This window comes from Kribbella soli (assembly GCF_004331345.1).
Lineage (GTDB): Bacteria > Actinomycetota > Actinomycetes > Propionibacteriales > Kribbellaceae > Kribbella > Kribbella soli.
The window spans coordinates 1,158,624-1,175,038 of the sequence record NZ_SJJZ01000003.1 but is presented as its reverse complement, the minus strand read 5'-3'; the positions used below and the strand labels follow the sequence as shown (position 1 = coordinate 1,175,038).

17 protein-coding genes are annotated in these 16,415 nt (G+C 68.9%); 6 read left to right on the top strand and 11 right to left on the bottom strand.

Going from position 1 to position 16,415, the window contains the following annotated elements; genetic code table 11:
• Position 1: 1 nt before the first annotated feature.
• Genes E0H45_RS28410 through E0H45_RS28400 form a run of 3 tightly spaced genes read right to left on the bottom strand, consistent with a single transcriptional unit; the run spans position 2 to position 4,556 of the window.
• Complete coding sequence (locus E0H45_RS28410; RefSeq protein ID WP_131342913.1) at positions 2–649, bottom strand: ABC transporter ATP-binding protein; 648 nt, start codon at positions 647–649, stop codon at positions 2–4.
• A complete protein-coding gene (locus tag E0H45_RS28405) occupies positions 646–1,482 on the bottom strand; it encodes an ABC transporter ATP-binding protein (RefSeq protein WP_131342911.1) in 837 nt (278 codons plus the stop codon). Before E0H45_RS28405 ends, E0H45_RS28410 begins: the two co-directional genes overlap by 4 nt.
• Positions 1,479–4,556: an FtsX-like permease family protein gene (locus E0H45_RS28400; protein WP_131342909.1), complete on the bottom strand. Its 3,078-nt coding sequence runs from the start codon at positions 4,554–4,556 to the stop codon at positions 1,479–1,481. The genes E0H45_RS28405 and E0H45_RS28400 overlap by 4 nt, the downstream gene beginning before the upstream one ends.
• A 158-nt stretch (positions 4,557–4,714) precedes the next feature.
• Between E0H45_RS28400 and E0H45_RS28395 the strand changes: the two genes are divergently transcribed.
• The 3 genes from E0H45_RS28395 to recO are packed head-to-tail and all read left to right on the top strand — an operon-like array spanning position 4,715 to position 7,287.
• On the top strand, positions 4,715–5,704 hold the full coding sequence (locus tag E0H45_RS28395; protein WP_131342906.1) for an aldo/keto reductase: 990 nt from the start codon (positions 4,715–4,717) through the stop codon (positions 5,702–5,704).
• Entirely contained in the window at positions 5,701–6,522 is an 822-nt protein-coding gene (locus E0H45_RS28390; protein WP_131342904.1) for an SDR family oxidoreductase, read from the top strand. The genes E0H45_RS28395 and E0H45_RS28390 overlap by 4 nt, the downstream gene beginning before the upstream one ends.
• 12 nt (positions 6,523–6,534) lie before the next feature.
• On the top strand, positions 6,535–7,287 hold the full coding sequence (gene recO, locus E0H45_RS28385) for a DNA repair protein RecO (RefSeq protein WP_131342902.1): 753 nt from the start codon (positions 6,535–6,537) through the stop codon (positions 7,285–7,287).
• A 10-nt stretch (positions 7,288–7,297) separates the two neighbouring features.
• Here recO and E0H45_RS28380 read toward each other — a convergent pair whose 3' ends face one another.
• The 4 genes from E0H45_RS28380 to E0H45_RS28365 form a co-directional block, all read right to left on the bottom strand.
• Positions 7,298–8,041 (bottom strand): hypothetical protein, encoded by a 744-nt coding sequence (locus E0H45_RS28380; protein WP_131342901.1) that lies wholly within the window; start codon positions 8,039–8,041, stop codon positions 7,298–7,300.
• Positions 8,031–8,528: a hypothetical protein gene (locus tag E0H45_RS28375; RefSeq protein ID WP_131342899.1), complete on the bottom strand. Its 498-nt coding sequence runs from the start codon at positions 8,526–8,528 to the stop codon at positions 8,031–8,033. The genes E0H45_RS28380 and E0H45_RS28375 overlap by 11 nt, the downstream gene beginning before the upstream one ends.
• Positions 8,529–8,961: 433 nt before the next feature.
• Complete coding sequence (locus E0H45_RS28370) at positions 8,962–9,480, bottom strand: ATP/GTP-binding protein (RefSeq protein ID WP_131342898.1); 519 nt, start codon at positions 9,478–9,480, stop codon at positions 8,962–8,964.
• 458 nt (positions 9,481–9,938) lie between these two features.
• A complete protein-coding gene (locus E0H45_RS28365; protein ID WP_131342896.1) occupies positions 9,939–10,550 on the bottom strand; it encodes a hypothetical protein in 612 nt (203 codons plus the stop codon).
• Positions 10,551–10,705: 155 nt separating this feature from the next.
• Here E0H45_RS28365 and E0H45_RS28360 point away from each other — a divergent pair, with 155 nt between their 5' ends.
• From E0H45_RS28360 to E0H45_RS28350, 3 genes are read left to right on the top strand one after another with little or no spacing between them, the layout of a single operon-like run.
• The gene (locus tag E0H45_RS28360; protein WP_131342894.1) at positions 10,706–11,563 is read left to right on the top strand and encodes an isoprenyl transferase; all 858 of its coding nucleotides are present in this window, start codon (positions 10,706–10,708) and stop codon (positions 11,561–11,563) included.
• Positions 11,564–11,604: 41 nt separating this feature from the next.
• Positions 11,605–11,790: a hypothetical protein gene (locus tag E0H45_RS28355; RefSeq protein ID WP_131342892.1), complete on the top strand. Its 186-nt coding sequence runs from the start codon at positions 11,605–11,607 to the stop codon at positions 11,788–11,790.
• Between the two features lie 21 nt (positions 11,791–11,811).
• A complete protein-coding gene (locus E0H45_RS28350) occupies positions 11,812–12,717 on the top strand; it encodes a hypothetical protein (RefSeq protein ID WP_131342890.1) in 906 nt (301 codons plus the stop codon).
• On the opposite strand, the gene E0H45_RS28345 is transcribed toward E0H45_RS28350, so the two are convergent.
• The 4 genes from E0H45_RS28345 to E0H45_RS28330 are packed head-to-tail and all read right to left on the bottom strand — an operon-like array spanning position 12,714 to position 16,385.
• Positions 12,714–13,355, bottom strand: coding sequence for a response regulator (locus E0H45_RS28345; protein WP_131342889.1), 642 nt, complete (start codon positions 13,353–13,355; stop codon positions 12,714–12,716). The two genes, E0H45_RS28350 and E0H45_RS28345, sit on opposite strands and share 4 nt — an antisense overlap.
• Entirely contained in the window at positions 13,352–14,680 is a 1,329-nt protein-coding gene (locus E0H45_RS28340) for a sensor histidine kinase (RefSeq protein ID WP_238155326.1), read from the bottom strand. Before E0H45_RS28340 ends, E0H45_RS28345 begins: the two co-directional genes overlap by 4 nt.
• Complete coding sequence (locus E0H45_RS28335) at positions 14,680–15,498, bottom strand: ABC transporter permease (RefSeq protein WP_131342887.1); 819 nt, start codon at positions 15,496–15,498, stop codon at positions 14,680–14,682. The genes E0H45_RS28340 and E0H45_RS28335 overlap by 1 nt, the downstream gene beginning before the upstream one ends.
• Positions 15,498–16,385, bottom strand: coding sequence for an ABC transporter ATP-binding protein (locus tag E0H45_RS28330; RefSeq protein ID WP_131342885.1), 888 nt, complete (start codon positions 16,383–16,385; stop codon positions 15,498–15,500). Before E0H45_RS28330 ends, E0H45_RS28335 begins: the two co-directional genes overlap by 1 nt.
• Between the last annotated feature and the right edge of the window lie 30 nt (positions 16,386–16,415).

The following is a 16,415-nucleotide window of genomic DNA, read 5'->3' as shown; positions in this document are numbered from 1 at the left end:
CCTACAGCCGGCGTACCCAGCTGAGTCTGCCCTCGTCCATTAGTGCGTGGCCGTCGGCGCTTTCGGCGACGTTCGGGTCGTGGGTCGCGATCACGACGGCGGCGCCGCGCCGGGCCTCCTCGTGGAGGAGTTCGAGGACGCGTTCGCGGTTGCTGCTGTCGAGTTCGCTGGTGGACTCGTCGGCGAGGATGACCCGGCCCTGCTGCGCGATTCCGCGAGCCACCGCGACGCGCTGCTGTTCGCCGCCGGACAGCTCCTCGACCAGGTGGTCGCCGCTCTCCTCCAACCCGACACCTGCCAGCGCCTGCTCGATCCGCCGTTCGACGTCCTCGATTGGCTTCCGTTCGGCCAGCAACGGGATCGACAGGTTCTCGCGCGCGGTCAGCACCCGCGCGAGCCCGTTCCCCTGCGGGATCAGTACGACGCCGTGCGCGGCGGCGGCCGGCCGGTCCTTGATCACCAGCCCGTCGATCTCGACCTGCCCCTTCGCGAGCGGGACCGCGCCGGCGATTGCCCACAGCAACGAGCTCTTGCCGGCGCCGGACGGACCGCTGACCGCGAGCACGAATCCGGGTGGGACGGTGAACGAAACGTCCGACACGGCGGTCAGTTCGCCGTACCGCACGGTCACCTGGCTGACCTCGATCATTGGTCCTCCTCCTGCTGCACCGGGGTGAGCTGAATCTTGCCGTTGTCGGTGGTGACCTGGACGAGAGTCCCGGCCGGGAGCAGTTCGGCGACGTGCGGCGGCAGCGGGAGCGATCCGTCGACCGCGACGACGGCGTACTCCTCGCCGGACCGGCCTTCGGAGGCGATCCGGCCGTCCCGGATGGTGATCGTCCGGGGAAGGGTCGCGGCGACTTCCGGGTCGTGCGTGACGAGCAGCACCGTCATCCCGGTCTGGGTGTTGATCGTGCGGAGTGCCGCGAGTACCTCGTCGCGGGCGTGGTGGTCGAGCTGGCTGGTCGGCTCGTCGGCGAGCAGCAGACCGGGCATCGTTGCGATCCCGACGGCAACCGCGCAGAGCTGGACCTGACCTGGGGTGAGCTGGGTCAGGTCGGTGTCCGCATGGTTGCCCAGGCCAACGAGTTCAAGAATCGCGTCCGGTGCCGGGAGGTCGCGGCTGCGTGGTGCGGTCTGCTGTGCGTACTGGATGTTCTCGCCCGGTGTCAGGTAGGGAACGAGGTTGCGGCCGGCGCCCTGCAGCACGATGCCGACGTCGCCGGAACGCATCCGGTCCAGCTCCGCCTCGGTCATCGTCGCAACGTTGTGCTCGCCGATCTGCAGCCGCCCGGCGCTCGGCGTCAGTAGACCGCCACACAGCTGCAGCAGCGTCGACTTCCCAGCACCGGACGGTCCGAGCAGTCCGACCAGCTCACCCGGCCGAACCGTGATCCCGATCCCGGACAGCGCCGCGACATCATGCCCGTGCGCCCGGTAGATGTGCACGAGTCCTGTTGTGGTTATAGCGAGTCCGGTCATGTGAGTTCCTCCCGGATTCCCCTGTAGCTGGAGCGTCTGTTGACGCCGCTGCCGAGGAACAGGGTCGCCGCTGCGAGGATCGCCGTACCTCCGAGCCAGAGTGCGGTCGCCACCGGCCAGCTGGTGCTGTGATCGAGCGGCACCGGGCCGTCGTTGCTGGCGAACAGCGGTATCAGCGGAAGCGCCACCTGCGCACCGACCAACCCACAGACGGTCCCGAGCAGGACAGCCAGCGTGACGGGGCCGGTTTGCTCCCAGCGCGCGGCCCGTCCCGTTGCACTCACCGGTACGCCGGTGAGCTGCAGGCTCGCGTAGTCCTGGGCCCGCGAGCGCCAGGACGTGATGACGGTGAGCAGCAGTACGACGATTGCGAGGATCCACGCCGCGATGCCGACCACCGGGGTCAGCTGTAGCGCGAGAGCGCTCGCCGAACGTCCGTACGACGCGATCCGGTCGTCCCGGCGATCCACCAGCTCCGCGTTGAGACCGGCCTTCGCGAGTTGCTCGGTGATCGTGTCGACGTTGGCCAGGCCGTCCTTGTTCAGCCAGACCTCGAAGTCGGTCCTGACCTCGTCCACGGCGCCGCCGAGCCGCCGTACCGTTTCCAGGTCGACGACGGCCGTGCGGTCGCCGTACCGGTTCACGGGAGCGCGCAATCGGTCGATCCTGGTCAGCGTCATCGGAGTGCTGTCGATCGCCGGGCTCGTGGTGACGCCGTCGGCGTACCGGAACTCCTGGGTGACCAGCGCCGGCACGACGGCCGGCACGGTCCCGTACTGCAGGAACTGGTCGGCGCCGAAGCTCTGCATCGCGATCGTGAGCGCACCGCCCGGCTTGGCCGCGACCGAGCCCTGGTCCGACCCGATCGGCCGGAACGGCTGCCAGGACTCCGGTCCGCCGAGTGCGATGCTCGGACGGTCGTCGCTGGAGATCTTGCTGATCACCAGGTCGCCTTCCAGACCGATCGGGTCGAGTGGCTCCCGACCGATGCCGAGCCGGATCAGGTCGCAGCCGGCCTGACACTCGACCGGGGTGCGCAGCTCGACCGGCTTGGTCGCCGGGAGCGGCAGCGGCGGGAACGACACCAGGTAGCGCGAGCCGTCGCGGTGGCTGACCACGTTCGCGCGCAGTACGACGGATTTCGGCTTGCCGCTGCCGATCTGCTCTCCGCCGGTGTCCTTGGCGACCTTCGCCTTGATCGCGCCGGTCGAGACGGTGACGGTCAGCTGGGCGCTCCGGATCTGGATCGGCGCCGGGTTGCTCGGCGCCTTCAGCAACTGCCAGCCCTCGGCGTCGGTGAGCTGGTCACCGCGGAACGCGATCTTCCGGAAGCTGTCCGGCTCGATCATCTCCGACTTGAGCGCGTCGGGGGAGGCGGGCCGGGCGATCACCACGGGGGTGAGCCAGTGCCGGTCCGGGTCGATCTTGTCGACCGTTTTGAGGAAGTCCGCGAGGTACAGACCGTTCGTCCGCAGTACGCCCTCGGCGCCGGTTTCGTAGCCGGAGCGGGTTTCGCGGTTGCGGGCGCCGACGGCGGCCGCCTGACCGGCGAACGTGAGCAGCGCGGCGGCCACCGCGACCGCGGCGACGATCCGGGTCACTGCCGGGCGGCGGGAGATCTGCAAGGCGCCCAGCGCCAGCCCCAGACGCCCGCGGCGGACCGCCTGCCGGCTGATCAGCCCGGCGATCGGCAGCAACAGGTGCGCGAAGATCAGACCCACCGCGAGCGCCAGGAGCGCCGGCGTGAGGATCGGAAACGGTCCGCGGCTGTCACCGGTGATCGCGGCGAACAGACCGGCCGCGGCGAACACGATGATGCACAGATCGGCGACGCCGATCATCCTGCTGCGCCCGCGCGGGGCGACTCGTCGCAGCAGGTCGGAGATCGGCTGGCGTACCGCCGTACGTACCTGGAACGCGACCACGATCAGCGCGACGACGGCTGCGACCACGAGGGCGACGGGCACTGTCCACGGCAGTTCCATCGGGGCACCGCGCCGCAGCCAGGTCAGGTGGACGACCGTCAGCACGCCGAAGCCCACCGGTCCGCCGAGGAGTGTCCCGACGCAGACCGGTAGGCCGAGTTCGAGGGTCAGCTTGCGATGGGTACGGCCGGCCGCCGATCCGCGCAACCGGGAGAGCGCGATCTCGGGTCGCCGCTGGTCGACCACGGCCGCGAGCGCAAGCGCCAGTACGACGACCGCGAACAACGCGACCTGCACCATCACGAGCGGGATGATCGTGGTGGCCTGCTCGCGGTCCGCCTGGATCTGGTCGATCAGCGGAGTCAGCGAGGTCGTCACCTCCGCCGGTACGCCGTACTCCGTGGCGTTCCCGTTGACCGTGCGGGTGGCGTCCTGCATCCGGGACAGGTCGTCGAGCCGGGCAACGCCCGGGATCGGGCGGGTGTCCGACGTGACCTGCGCCGACCACTTGGCGTTTCCGGTGAGCGTCGACTGCTCGGTGAACATCTCGTCGGCCCAGCCCGGGTCCTTGGCGGACGGCGGTCGCGAGTGCCCGGTCGGGTAGTCGCCGAACCAGTAGTTGCCGCGGCTCTCCTTCGGGCGGTACAAGCCGACGACGGTCAGCAGGTCGCCGGACGACCCGTCGTCGAGGCCCGTCCGCAGCTTCGTACCGACGCCGAGGTCCCACGCCGACTTGTCGACGGCCGAGACGATCACCTCGTTGGGCGACTGCGGGCAGCGGCCCTCGGCCACCACGAGCTGCGCGCAGTACCCGTCCCGCCAACGCAGCCGGGTGGAGTTCGCGTCCGCGTCGGCCCGGACGCGCCACGAGATGTCGCTGTAGTAGCCGTGCACCGGCGGAGTGAAGATCGGGCGGAGATCGGCGGGCAGCAGCTGGTCGAGCTGTTCCGGCCGTACGCCGGGCTGCTGGGAGACGATCAGCCACGACGCCTGCAGCGGCTGTCCGGCCAGCGTCTCGGTCATCACGGTCTGCTCGACCGCCCGCGCGAACCACGGTCCGAACACCGCGCAGGTCCCGATCAGCAGGCTGACACCGGTCAGTACCAGGGCCTGTGCCCAGCGGTACCGCAGCGCCCGTCGTAGGAACATGCCACCCCCAGCGTCGTGTCGCCCGCCGAATGTACGGAATGTTGCGGCCGCCGTACCGGCTGACGGAAAAATGTCACATTAATGTTGTCCAGACAGGAATCTGGGGCTGGGCTGGGCCCTTTGGCCCGCCGAGAAGGCCGCGGCGGTAGGTTCGGGGTATGCGTGAATCCCAGCTCGGTGACCTGACTGTTTCGGCCCTCGGCCTCGGCTGCATGGGGATGTCCCAGTCGTACGGCGTACGCGCCGACGACTCCGAGTCCATCGCGACGCTGCACGCGGCGATCGACGCGGGCTGCACCTTCATCGACACCGCCGACGTCTACGGCGACGGCGAGAACGAGGAGCTCGTCGGCCGCGGGCTGGCCGGCCGCCGCGACCAGGTGGTGCTCGCGACCAAGTTCGGCTTCAAGCGTCCGGCGTCGGCCTCGGCCCTGCCGTCCGTCGTCGACGGTTCGCCTGCCTACGCGCGCGAGGCCATCGACGCGTCGCTGCGACGGCTCGGCGTGGACCACGTCGACCTCTGGTACCTGCACCGCCGCGACCCGCAGGTGCCGATCGAGGAGACGGTCGGTGCGATGGCCTCGATGGTGGAGGCCGGCAAGGTGCGGTACCTCGGGCTGTCCGAGGTGAACGGGGAGACGGTGCGCGCGGCCCACGCCGTACACCCGATCACCGCCGTCCAGAGCGAGTGGTCGCTGTGGACGCGGGACCCGGAGACCGTCGTCCTGCCGACCCTGCGTGAGCTCGGGATCGGGTTCGTGCCGTTCAGCCCGCTCGGGCGCGGGTTCCTCACCGGGCAGATCAAGTCGGAGGCCGACTTCCCCGAGGACGACATGCGGCGCGGGCTGCCGCGGTTCCAGGGCGAGAACTTCCAGCGGAACCTGGACCTGGTCGCGCAGGTGCAGTCGCTGGCTTCCTTGAAGGGCGTGACGCCGGGGCAGCTGGCGCTCGCCTGGTTGCTTGCGCAGGGCAATGACGTGGTGCCGATCCCGGGGACGAAGCGGCGGACCTATCTGGAGGAGAACCTCGGCGCTGTGGACGTCACGTTGAGCTCGGACGAGCTGGCGGCGCTGGACGAGGCGTTCCCGCCGGACGCGGTGTCCGGGCAGCGGTACACCCAGGGCGGGATGGACCTGGTGGGCAAGTGATCGGCGTCACCGGTTCGACCGGACAGCTCGGTTCCCGGATCGTCGCGCGGTTGACCGGCGTACCGCTGCGGTTGATCGTGCGGGACCCGGCGCGGGCCCCGTCGGTGCCGGGTGCCTCCGTCGCGCAGGCGGCGTACGGCGAGCACGCGGCGCTGCTGTCGGCGCTGGACGGGGTCGACGTACTGATGTTGCTGAGCGCAACGGAGTCGGCGGATCGGGTTGCGTTGCACAAGGCAACGGTCGACGCGGCGGTGGCGGCCGGTGTGCAGCGGATCGTCTACACGTCGTTCGTCGGGGCGGCGCCGGGTGCGACGTTCACGTTCGCGCGGGACCACTGGCACACCGAGGAGCACATCCGGTCGACCGGGGTCGACTTCACGTTCCTGCGCGACAACCTGTACCTCGACTTCGTGCCCGGGTTCGTGGGGTCGGACGACGTGATCCGCGGACCGGCGGGGGACGGGCGGGTCGCCGCGGTCGCTCGCGACGACGTGGCCGCGGTGGCGGCGCAGGTGCTCACGGGGTCCGGCTACGGCGGCGCCACGTACGACCTGACCGGACCGTCCGCGTTCACGCTTGCCGAGGCTGCGGCGGTGTTGACGGACGCGTGGGGCCGCAAGGTGCGGTACGAGGCCGAGACGCTCGACGAGGCCTACCGGTCCCGCGAGTCCTACGGCGCCGCCCCGTGGGAGGTCGCCGGGTGGGTCACGTCGTACGCGGCCATCGCCAGCGGCGAGATGGGGCACGTCTCGACCGCTGTCGCCGACATCACCGGGCGGCAGCCGATCGGCCTCGAGGAGTATGTCGGTCGCGGGTGAGACACTGACGTCGTGCCGCTCTACCGGGATCAGGCGATCGTGCTGCGCACCCAGAAACTGGGTGAGGCGGACCGCATCGCCACGCTGCTGACCCGCGCCAACGGCAAGGTCCGCGCGGTCGCCAAAGGCGTCCGGCGTACGTCGTCGCGCTTCGGCGCCCGGCTCGAGCCGTTCAGCCACGTCGACCTGCAGCTCGCCACCGGCCGCACCCTCGACGTCGTCACGCAGGCCGAGTCGATCTCGGCGTACGGCGAAGGCATCGTCAACGACTACGCCCGCTACACCGCCGGCACCGTCCTCCTCGAGACCGCCGACCGCCTCGTCGTCGAGGAGAAGGAACCCGCCACCCAGCACCACCTGCTCCTGGCCGGCGCCCTGCGCGTCCTCTCCACCGGCGAACGCGAACCGGCCCTCGTCCTCGACTCGTTCCTGCTGCGCTCACTGGCGATCTCCGGCTACGCCCCGTCCTTCGACGACTGCGCCCGCTGCGGCGAACCCGGCCCCCACCGCGCCTTCAACCCCGCCGCCGGCGGCATGGTCTGCACCACCTGCCGCCCACCCGCCTCAGCCATGCCGTCCCCCGCCACCGTCGCACACCTGGCCGCCCTCCTCACCGGCGACTGGCCCACCGCCCTCCAAGCCGACCCCCGAACCCGCCGAGAATCCACCGGCCTGATAGCCGCCTTCTTCACCTACCACCAAGAAAACCAACTCCGCTCCCTACCCCACCTAGACCTAACCCCCGGCTCCCACCTAGCTGGCTAACCCCGCGCGGCTACTGCCCCCGCCCCGGCCATCCGGTCGGCCCCGATCCGTTGCGTCTTGGGTGCGGATACCCGGTCGTCGGCTGCCGACGACCGCGCGCCGGATCTGAGCCACTTGACCCGGCCCACAGCGGGCTGCCACGTGGCTCGGCGTACTGGGCTGCTGCCGCAGCTCGGGCCTGATCCTCGGTGCCTCGCGGGTTGCGCGTTCCGGCGGGCATGAGCGCGCGGGTCGAACTCAACGGCTGCTGACCGGACCAGGCGTGCGCGATCGCCCTCTTGGTGTCCAGCTCCGCTTGCCGGGCGGCTTGGCTGCCTCTGGCGTCGGGTCGGCGGTCACCGAAGCGGTTGAGCCCGGGCTGCCGATCGTCGGGATGACGGCTGAGCCGAGCGCAGACATGCGCGTAGACGTCGTTCGCGCCGCGGCGGGGTTTGACCGCGAGTAACTCCCGACGAGGCCGTTCGCCGGGCGCGGCCGGTCCCATCTCGCGAAACACCAAGCGGTAGTCCGCCTTGTGCGCAGGATCTGACCGGACGTACGCCGTCACACAGTCGCGGAGATCACCCTTGCCCGGCTCGTAGCCGAGTGCATGGTGTCCGTCGGTTGCTCCGGTCCGAAGTCTCTCGATCTCGCGCAGGATCTCGCGATACAGCTGGCGGGCAGCCGACGACCTTCCGGCCTGCCGGCGCAGGAAGTGCAGATCCTGATGGGCTTTCTCTGCTCCGACGATCAGGTACTTGGTGTCATCGGTCATCGCCCTCTGACCTCTCGGCACGTATCTCGTCGAGCAGCTCGCGGGTCAGGGGATCGTTGGCAGCCCACTCGTCCAGGTCCAGTGGCCGGCTGCCGGGGAGTGGCTCCGTCGCGTACCTGCGCACCGTGGGGTCGTCGACGACACCGGCTGGCGGGTGATCATCGCCGCGAAGGTCGCGGTATTGGGCCGTCGACATCACCACGGCCTCCGGCTCACCGTCCGCACCCCACACAACCGGACCACCGGCACCGGCCCGCGCGGCCTCCACGAGCTGCGGCAGTTGTTGCGCAAGCACCGCCGGCTCAATCACCTCGTCAGGGACCGCGAACTTGCCTTCCCCACCGAGGTCCTCGAACTCGTCGTACGTGAGCATGACCGCCTCAGGAACCCCGTCCCCAAAACTGAACGCCCACGCACCCGCCCGAAACCGCGCGAGCACCCCCGCCAGGTCCGCCCGAACCTCATCAACAGAAGCCCAACTCGTCATACCCCGAATCTATTGCCTACCGCCCACACCCCGCGGAACTTATCCACAACCCCACCCTCGATCCGACCTCGGCACGCAACGGCGTACTGGAACCGGCCACACCGCGCTGCACCCGGAGCGCCTGCCTGGTGCCGGGGTCGCCGGGTGCTGTGCTGGCAGGTCATTGTGCCGCTGGCGGGTTGTAACACGTCAGTCGTAAAACAACCCGCCAGCGGCCACCGTCGCCCAGCCGTATGCCCCGGCCGCGTCGCCCGGCCGCCGAGCGGAACCACCACCCGTCGGCATCACGCCGAGTCGTGGCGATTGGTCGGACCCCTGAACCGCGAGTCGTGGATCTAGGCTGCGTCTGCCCGCCGAAATCCACGACTCGCGGTTCAGGGCAGGAGGAAGCCAGCCAAGGCCGCGCAATCCGACAAAGGGCCAGGTCGGCCTGTCAGCAGGGGGCTTTGCTGGGTACGACGGCGTCGCCGCCGTTCGGATCGACGAGCACTGGCACCGCTTGTCCGATACGCAACTGGGTGGCCGCCTGCTGGGTCATGGAGATCTGCCCGCTATCACCCAACGTGCTCTGCCAAGTGATCTCCCACTGCGCAACCGCGGTCACCGGGTACTTGCAGTTCGGCAGTTTCGTCGAGGTCTTCACATACCGATGCCCGCAGGTAGGCGAACTCTTCACACCCATCGACTTGTCGTAAGGCGTCCCCGGCCCTTCACATCGAACCGTCGTACCGTCCCCCATAGACCAGTTGATCGCCTTCACCTGAGCCGTCGCCGTGACGGACAGTCCAGGCACGCTCGCGCTCCGGACGATCGGTCCCCAGGTGTTCTCGGTCTTGGCGACCCAAAGCCACACCGGCAGATTCACCAGACCGATCTGCCCTGTCGCCGGGGCCGTCTTGATGTGTGGCGGCGCCAGGTGCATCTCCGCAATCGACTCGTAGACCAACGTCACCGGGTCGACCACTACTGTGTCGGGTCGACCGGGCAGCCATATCCACCTGGTTGTGAAGCGGGTGCCGACCTCACGGACACAGGCCCAGATAGCGCCGTCGGTATGGCCCTGCCATGAGGGGTCGCTTGGTGGAGGCTGCGGGTCGAGTCTCTCCAGGTAGCACTGCTGACTGTTCGACCAGTTACCAAGGTCCGACGTACAGGCGCGAGCGGCGCCACCATCCATACAGACTCGCTCCGGCGTCCTCGTGATCGACTTGACGGGCCGCTTTCCTGGCTTCGTCGTTGTTTCCGTGACGTCGACGACGGATCGCGGAATCCAGACACAGTCGCCGGTGGTGGGACAGAACTGAACCAAGTCGCCCGCTGGCGTGGGCGCCGCAGGGGCCGTCCACGCAGGCTCTGCAAATGCTGTCGAGACGACCGCAAGAGTGGCCACAGCTAGAATGATGCGGGGCCTCAGCATGATCCAAGGGCCGTTTCGTTGATGAGGTACCACATCTTCTTCGATTGACCGCTCGCGGCGGTATAGACGATCTGAGCCCGGACCTTGTGACGCTTTCCGTTCGCGGGGATCGCAGGAACAGGTTTGTGGGTCTTCTGGAAATACAGTGCGCTTCCGGTGGTATTCAGGCAGGCGTTCAACAGTACCTCGGGTTGCGCGGCGCTGAGTTTGACCGATGCAACGGACACGCCCTCGATGCGCGTCTTGCCGTTGTTGTACCAGCCGCGGTCCTTGGTGAATTGCACGTCGGTCAGGACTCGGACGAGCCATTTGCCGCCGGTCCCGGCCTGCAGCAGCTTTTCGCTGGTCGCAGCGGGCGGGTTATTGAGCGCTGCATCAATGGCGGCTCGCGCCGCAAGATAGCGCGCTTTTGCGGCGGCGATGGCGGTTTGTTCTTCTGCTGTCCAGCTTGGGGTGGACGGTGCAGTGGGAGTTGGGCTGGTGGCCTGGGAGGTTGCGGTGGGAGTTGTGTTGGGCCGGCCGGCTTCGGGGGAGCCGTTGCAGGCGGTCAGCAGGGTGAGGGTGCTGAGCGTGGCGACGGCGGCGAGGAGCGGTCGGCGGGGCATGTGGTGGGGCTCCGTTCTTGGGTGCTGTTGGTGTAAGGGTGGCATACGGAGGGTGTTCGAAGTGGGGCGTTATCCACAGGTTGCAGGTTGTTGCAGAGGGGCGTTCGAGGTGGGGGCGCGGGGGTGGGGACGGGGTGGGTGGGAGACTGGCGGGTATGTCGCCTATTGGTCGTCGTCGGGGTCGGGGGGTTGTTGGGCGGGGGGAGCAGAAGGTGGTGGTGGCGCCGGAGGGGCATCCTTCGGGGGCTCGGGTGCCGGTGGTGCCCAAGGAGCTGGTGCCGAGGCACGTGGCGATCGTGATGGACGGGAACGGGCGGTGGGCCAAGCAGCGGGGGCTGCCGCGGACCGAGGGGCACAAGGCCGGTGAGGCGTCGTTGCTGGACGTGATCAAGGGCGGCATCGAGATCGGGGTGAAGTACATCTCGGCGTACGCGTTCTCGACCGAGAACTGGGCCCGGTCGCCCGAAGAGGTGCGGTTCCTGATGGGGTTCAACCGTGAGGTGATCCATCGGCGGCGTGACGAGCTGGACGCGATGGGGGTCCGGGTGGTGTGGTCCGGGCGGCGGCCGCGGTTGTGGAAGAGCGTGATCGACGAGCTGGAGTACGCGCAGGAGCGGACGAAGGACAACGACACCATCACCTTGCAGTTCTGCGTGAACTACGGCGGCCAGGCGGAGATCGCCGACGCGATGAAGTCGATCGCGGCGGAGGTTGCCGCCGGCAAGCTCAAGCCGGACCGGATCACCGAGAAGACGATCGCGCGGCATCTCTATGCGCCCGACATCCCCGAGGTCGACCTGTTCGTCCGGTCGTCCGGGGAGCAGCGGACGAGCAACTTCCTGGTCTGGCAGCTCGCGTACGCCGAGATGGTGTTCCTGGACACGCTCTGGCCCGACTTCGACCGTCGCGACCTGTGGAGGGCGATCGAGATCTACGCGCAGCGCGACCGGCGGTACGGCGGCGCGATCCCGAACGAGGTCGCCGGCGGAGAATTGCGGGCACAGGGCAACTGATCCGGGAACCGGGTACGGGTCCGGCCGCGTCTACGCTGATTGTGACAGTCAACGGGAGTGGTAGTGCGCCGGAGGAGACCCCGCGGCAGATCGCGGAGCGGGAACTGCTCGCTGCGCGGGACGACGTACAGCAGATGGCCGAGAACATGCGCGCCAGACTGAAACAGGACGAGCAGGATCAGCAGGATCAGCAGGATCAGCAGAACGAACAGACAGCAGGCGAGTGAAGCGGCGCGTTGGGAGAGCTGATGGTGGATCTGGCCGAGGTCAGAGGACGGACGCATGAGGTCGCGTCGGCGCTGAACGGGGCCCGGGCGGCCCTCGGGCGCGTCGAGAACCTGCTGAACGAGGCGGAGACCGTCGATCAGGCGTTGACCCTGCGGCTCAAGGACGTACAGTCTTTCGGCAGGTCGGCCGAGCGGGTCTCCCGGTTGGAGCAGGACGCGATTCCCAAGCGGCGGGCCGCGTGGGAAAGCCAGGATCCACGGGCTGTTGCGGAGTCGCAGGAGGCCGACGCGGCGTTGAGTTCTGCGTTCAGGGACTCACTGGGCGAGGCGGGACCGATCCGGCCGAAGCTCCAGCAACCGTGGCAGGACCTGGCCGGGCTGCGCGACGACCTGCGCGTCAGCAGCGAGCAGCTGAAGAAGGCCATGGAGCACGCCGACGCGCTCGACCGCATGGAGGAGTACGACGGACCGAAAGACCAGCTGGCGAACGTTCGCGGCGTCAAGGCGATCGTCGACAAGGCCGAGGAGGGGGTCGCGGAGGCCGCGGCGCGGGTCGACGCGGCGCGGACGATCGTGTTCCGGTTCGAGCAGGATCCGCCCGTGATCAGGAGCGAACAGCTCGCGAAGGAGATCACGTCGACGAGAGACAAGCTGCGGAACGAGCTCTCGAGCGCTCAGGAGAAGGTGCGCGACGTACGCGGTCCAGTCGGATCCAAGAGAGCCGATGTCGCGAAGGCGACCGATCAGGCGATCAGCGCGTCTGACGCGGCCAAGGACGCGCAGAAGGCGGCCGAGGATCTGGCGAAGAACGTGCAGGCGGGTACGACGCCCAGGCCAGCGTCGGCCCAGCACACGGAGAGCAGCTCCCAGCAGGACCTGCGCCGCCGTCTGGATGGGAAGGCCCAGAGCAGCAGCGTCGAGCGCTAGCGGCCTGGTGACGGGAGGAGGCCGCGTTCGATCGCCACGGTGACGGCGCGGGTGCGGTCGTCGACGTCGAGTTTGGCGAACAGGCGCTGGAGATGGGTTTTGACCGTGGCCTCGCCGATGAACAGTTCGCGTCCGATCTCCGCGTTGCTGAGACCGCGGGCAACGGCGGCCAGCACCTCCAGCTCGCGTGGCGAGGGTTGCGCGGCGGCGGGTGCGGCCGGCGTACGGAGACGTGACATCAGTCGTGCCGCGACCGGCGGGGCGAGCACGGTCTCACCGCGGGCGGCGGCCCGGATCCCGTTCAGCAGGTCGGCGTGCGGCGTGTCCTTCAGCAGGTACCCGGCGGCGCCGGCCTCGACCGCGTGCAGGATCTCGGTGTCGGTGTCGTACGTCGTCAGCACCAGGACCCGCGTCGACGCGTACCCGGACACGATCGCCCCGGTAGCAGCGACCCCGTCCATCCGCGGCATCCGCAGATCCATCAGTACGACGTCCGGCTTGGTCGACTCCACCAGCGCAAGCGCCTCGGCCCCGTCGCCGGCCTCGCCGACCACCTCGATGTCGTCGGTCACCGACAGCATCCCGCTCAGCCCTGAGCGCACCACCGGGTGATCGTCGACCACCAGAACCCGAATCACACATCCTCCTGTACGGCCGGAATCAGGACCTGGACCCGGGTGCCCCGACCAGGCGTACTCTCCACCTCGACGGTGCCGCCGGACTCCTCGACCCGGCCGCGCATGGCGTTCAGCCCGAAGCCGCCCGACACCGACCCCGGTGTGAATCCGGTCCCGTCGTCGCAGATCTCGATCCACACCCGACCGTCCGACAGCCCGAGCGTGATCAGCACCTGCGTGGCCGCCGCGTGCTTGCGTACGTTGGCCAGCGCCTCCTGAGCCGACCGGAGCAACACCACCTGCTGCGCCTGCGGCAACGCTGCGACCTCGTCGTCCGGCAAATCCAGCCAGACTTGTACGTCGACTCCCGTCTCGGCCGCGAACCGCTCCGCCTGCCGACGCAGTACCTCGGTCAACGTTGCCTCCGACAACGCAACCGGGGTGAACGCGGCAACCAGCGCCCGCGCCTCGGCCAGGTTCTCCCGTGCGGTGTCCTCGATCGCCGCCAGCCGGGCCGAAGCGCCGTCAGTACCGCCCTGCGACAGCTCGGCCGACGCCGCCTGTGCCAGCATCACGATGCTCGTCATCCCCTGCGCGAGCGTGTCGTGGATCTCCCGCGCCATCCGCTCCCGCTCGGCCATCACGCCGGCGCTGTGGTGCGCCTCGGCGAGTTCGTCCCGCGCCGACTCGAGCTGCTCGATCAGTTCGGCACGCTGCTGACTCTGGGTGATCACCTTCTCGATCCAGATCCCGAACAGCAGGCTGACCACGAGACTGACCAGCATCCACGGCAGGATGCTCCAGAACGCGTCCCAGCCCCACCCGGCGCTCCACAACTGCGCCGTACCGACGCCGAGCACCAGCAGCAGGCTGAGCCCGACCCCTTCGCGAATGTCCGCGCACAGCAGCCAGATCTGCGCCGACGCGATGAACATCAGGAACACCGACTGCGGATAGATCCCGATCAGCACCATCAGGCAGGCGATCAGCACCAGCCGATAGGCGTACGACGGGAGCGCCTGCCGGGACCGGATGGCGCGCAGTCCGATGAACTGGTACGCCGCCCCGAGAACCACCACCGTGCCGGCGAAAAGTGCCTGCCGCACGGCCCCGAGGTTGCCCAGGAACGACAGCGCCAGCGTCATCCCGAGCAGCACCCAGAACACGATGTGCCAGCCGATGAGCGTCCGTGTCCACACGGGCTGTCCGGCGCCACCGCGAGAGCTCTGCACGGACCCCATCTTCCTCCACACGAGGATCCACACACGAGGCCCGGTCCACGCCGGTGACAGCTCGGTACGACGCCGCTCCGGAAGGGAGGACGTCGTACCGGTGAGCTGGTTCATCAGCCCGCGTCCCGGCGGGTCCAGCGGAACACCCGCTGGGCGAGGAACAGGCCGACGATCAGCCAGACGGTGAGCACGATCGCGCCGGTGCCGAGTTGCCAGGAACCGCCCGGCTCGTTCACCTGGAACCCGTCCGGCAGGAACACCGACCGCATCCCCTGGGCGAGCCACTTGAGCGGGAAGACCGAGGCGACGTCACGCATCCAGCCGGGCAGGCTGCTGTAGACGAAGTACACACCCGACATGAACTGCAGCAGCAGGACGACCGGCGTGATCACCGCGGACGCGGCCTTGCCGGACTTCGGTACGACGCTGAACGCGATCCCCAGCACCGACCCCGACGCCGCGCCGAGGATGAAGATCCAGGCGAAGTCCAGCCACTTCGACGGCTCGCTCGGGATGTCCACCCCGAGCACCAGCCCGGCGATCACCAGCAGCAGCGCGAACTGTGCGATCGAGGTGACGAGTACCTGGCCGATCTTGCCGATGAAGTACGACTGCGGGGGCATCGGCGTACCGCGGAGCCGCTTGAGCAGGCCCTCGTCGCGCTCGAGCGCGATGCTGATCGCGAGCGACTGGAAGCTGCTCAGGAAGATGCCGGAGGCGATCATCCCCGGCAGGAAGTAGGTCGCGGCGTTGACGCCGTTGAAGTCGGTGCTGCCGAAGACGGCGGAGAAGATGCCGAGGAAGATGATCGGGAAGAAGAAGGTGAAGATCAGTGCCTCCTTCTCGCGGAAGAACTCGCGGACCTCGAGCTTGGTCCGGGCCAGGCCCACCGACAGCGTCGACGGCAGCGGTTTCGTAGTCGTGTCGGCCATCACAGTGCTCCAGCTTCGATCGAGACAGCGGCGTCGGCGGCATTGGCCTTGCCGATCAGGTCCAGGTAGATGTCTTCCAGGCTCGGGCGGCGGACCTCGAGCTCGGGTACCTCGCCGTCGAAGCGCTGCATCAGCGCCGCGACCTCGGCGGTCGGCCGGTCGGTGCGCAGCTCGTGCGGGCCGTCGGCGTCGCTCCAGGAGACCCGAGCTGTCCGGGCGCCACGTCCGCCGAGCGTCTCCGGCGTACCGATCTCGATCATCCGGCCGTCGGCGATCACCCCGACCCGGTCGGCGAGGTGCTCGGCCTCGTCCAGGTAGTGGGTGGTCAGCAGGATCGTCGTACCGCTGGTCCGCAGGTTCTCGATCAGGGTCCAGAACTGCCGGCGCGCCTCGGGGTCGAAGCCGGTCGTGGGCTCGTCCAGGAACAGCAGCTCCGGGTTGCCGATCACGCCGAGGGCGACGTCGAGCCGGCGGCGCTGACCGCCGGACAGCTTGCGCGGCCGGGTCTTGCGCTTCTCCTCGAGCCCGACGGCGGCGATCACCTCGTCCGGGTCGCGCGGGTTCGGGTAGTAGGCGGCGTAGTGGCTGACCAGCTCGAGGACGGTCGACTCCGCCTCGTCGCGCGAGGTCTGCAGCACGATCCCGAGCTGGCTCCGCCACCGGCGGTCGCCGCGGGCCGGGTCCGTGCCCAGCACGCTGACCTCTCCTTCGTCGGCCCGGCGATACCCCTCCAGGATCTCCGTGGTCGTCGTCTTACCGGCCCCGTTCGGGCCGAGCAGGGCGAACACCTCGCCCCGGTGGATGTCCAGATCGACACCGTCGACCGCGACCTTGTCCGGGTACCGCTTGACCAGGCCGCGCACCCTCACTGCGTTGTCGTTCTCCATGCCTCAACTCTCGCGTCCCGGCACCGTCCC

What these genes read in the sequence shown, in the direction of transcription:
- E0H45_RS28410 (WP_131342913.1), bottom strand. Translation starts at nt 649, where the DNA reads ATGATCGAGGTCAGCCAGGTGACCGTGCGGTACGGCGAACTGACCGCC.
- E0H45_RS28340 (WP_238155326.1), bottom strand. Translation starts at nt 14,680, where the DNA reads ATGAACCAGCTCACCGGTACGACGTCCTCCCTTCCGGAGCGGCGTCGT.
- E0H45_RS28350 (WP_131342890.1), top strand. Translation starts at nt 11,812, where the DNA reads ATGGTGGATCTGGCCGAGGTCAGAGGACGGACGCATGAGGTCGCGTCG.
- E0H45_RS28375 (WP_131342899.1), bottom strand. Translation starts at nt 8,528, where the DNA reads ATGACGAGTTGGGCTTCTGTTGATGAGGTTCGGGCGGACCTGGCGGGG.
- E0H45_RS28405 (WP_131342911.1), bottom strand. Translation starts at nt 1,482, where the DNA reads ATGACCGGACTCGCTATAACCACAACAGGACTCGTGCACATCTACCGG.
- E0H45_RS28335 (WP_131342887.1), bottom strand. Translation starts at nt 15,498, where the DNA reads ATGGCCGACACGACTACGAAACCGCTGCCGTCGACGCTGTCGGTGGGC.
- E0H45_RS28330 (WP_131342885.1), bottom strand. Translation starts at nt 16,385, where the DNA reads ATGGAGAACGACAACGCAGTGAGGGTGCGCGGCCTGGTCAAGCGGTAC.
- E0H45_RS28400 (WP_131342909.1), bottom strand. Translation starts at nt 4,556, where the DNA reads ATGTTCCTACGACGGGCGCTGCGGTACCGCTGGGCACAGGCCCTGGTA.
- E0H45_RS28365 (WP_131342896.1), bottom strand. Translation starts at nt 10,550, where the DNA reads ATGCCCCGCCGACCGCTCCTCGCCGCCGTCGCCACGCTCAGCACCCTC.
- E0H45_RS28380 (WP_131342901.1), bottom strand. Translation starts at nt 8,041, where the DNA reads ATGACCGATGACACCAAGTACCTGATCGTCGGAGCAGAGAAAGCCCAT.
- E0H45_RS28395 (WP_131342906.1), top strand. Translation starts at nt 4,715, where the DNA reads ATGCGTGAATCCCAGCTCGGTGACCTGACTGTTTCGGCCCTCGGCCTC.
- E0H45_RS28360 (WP_131342894.1), top strand. Translation starts at nt 10,706, where the DNA reads ATGTCGCCTATTGGTCGTCGTCGGGGTCGGGGGGTTGTTGGGCGGGGG.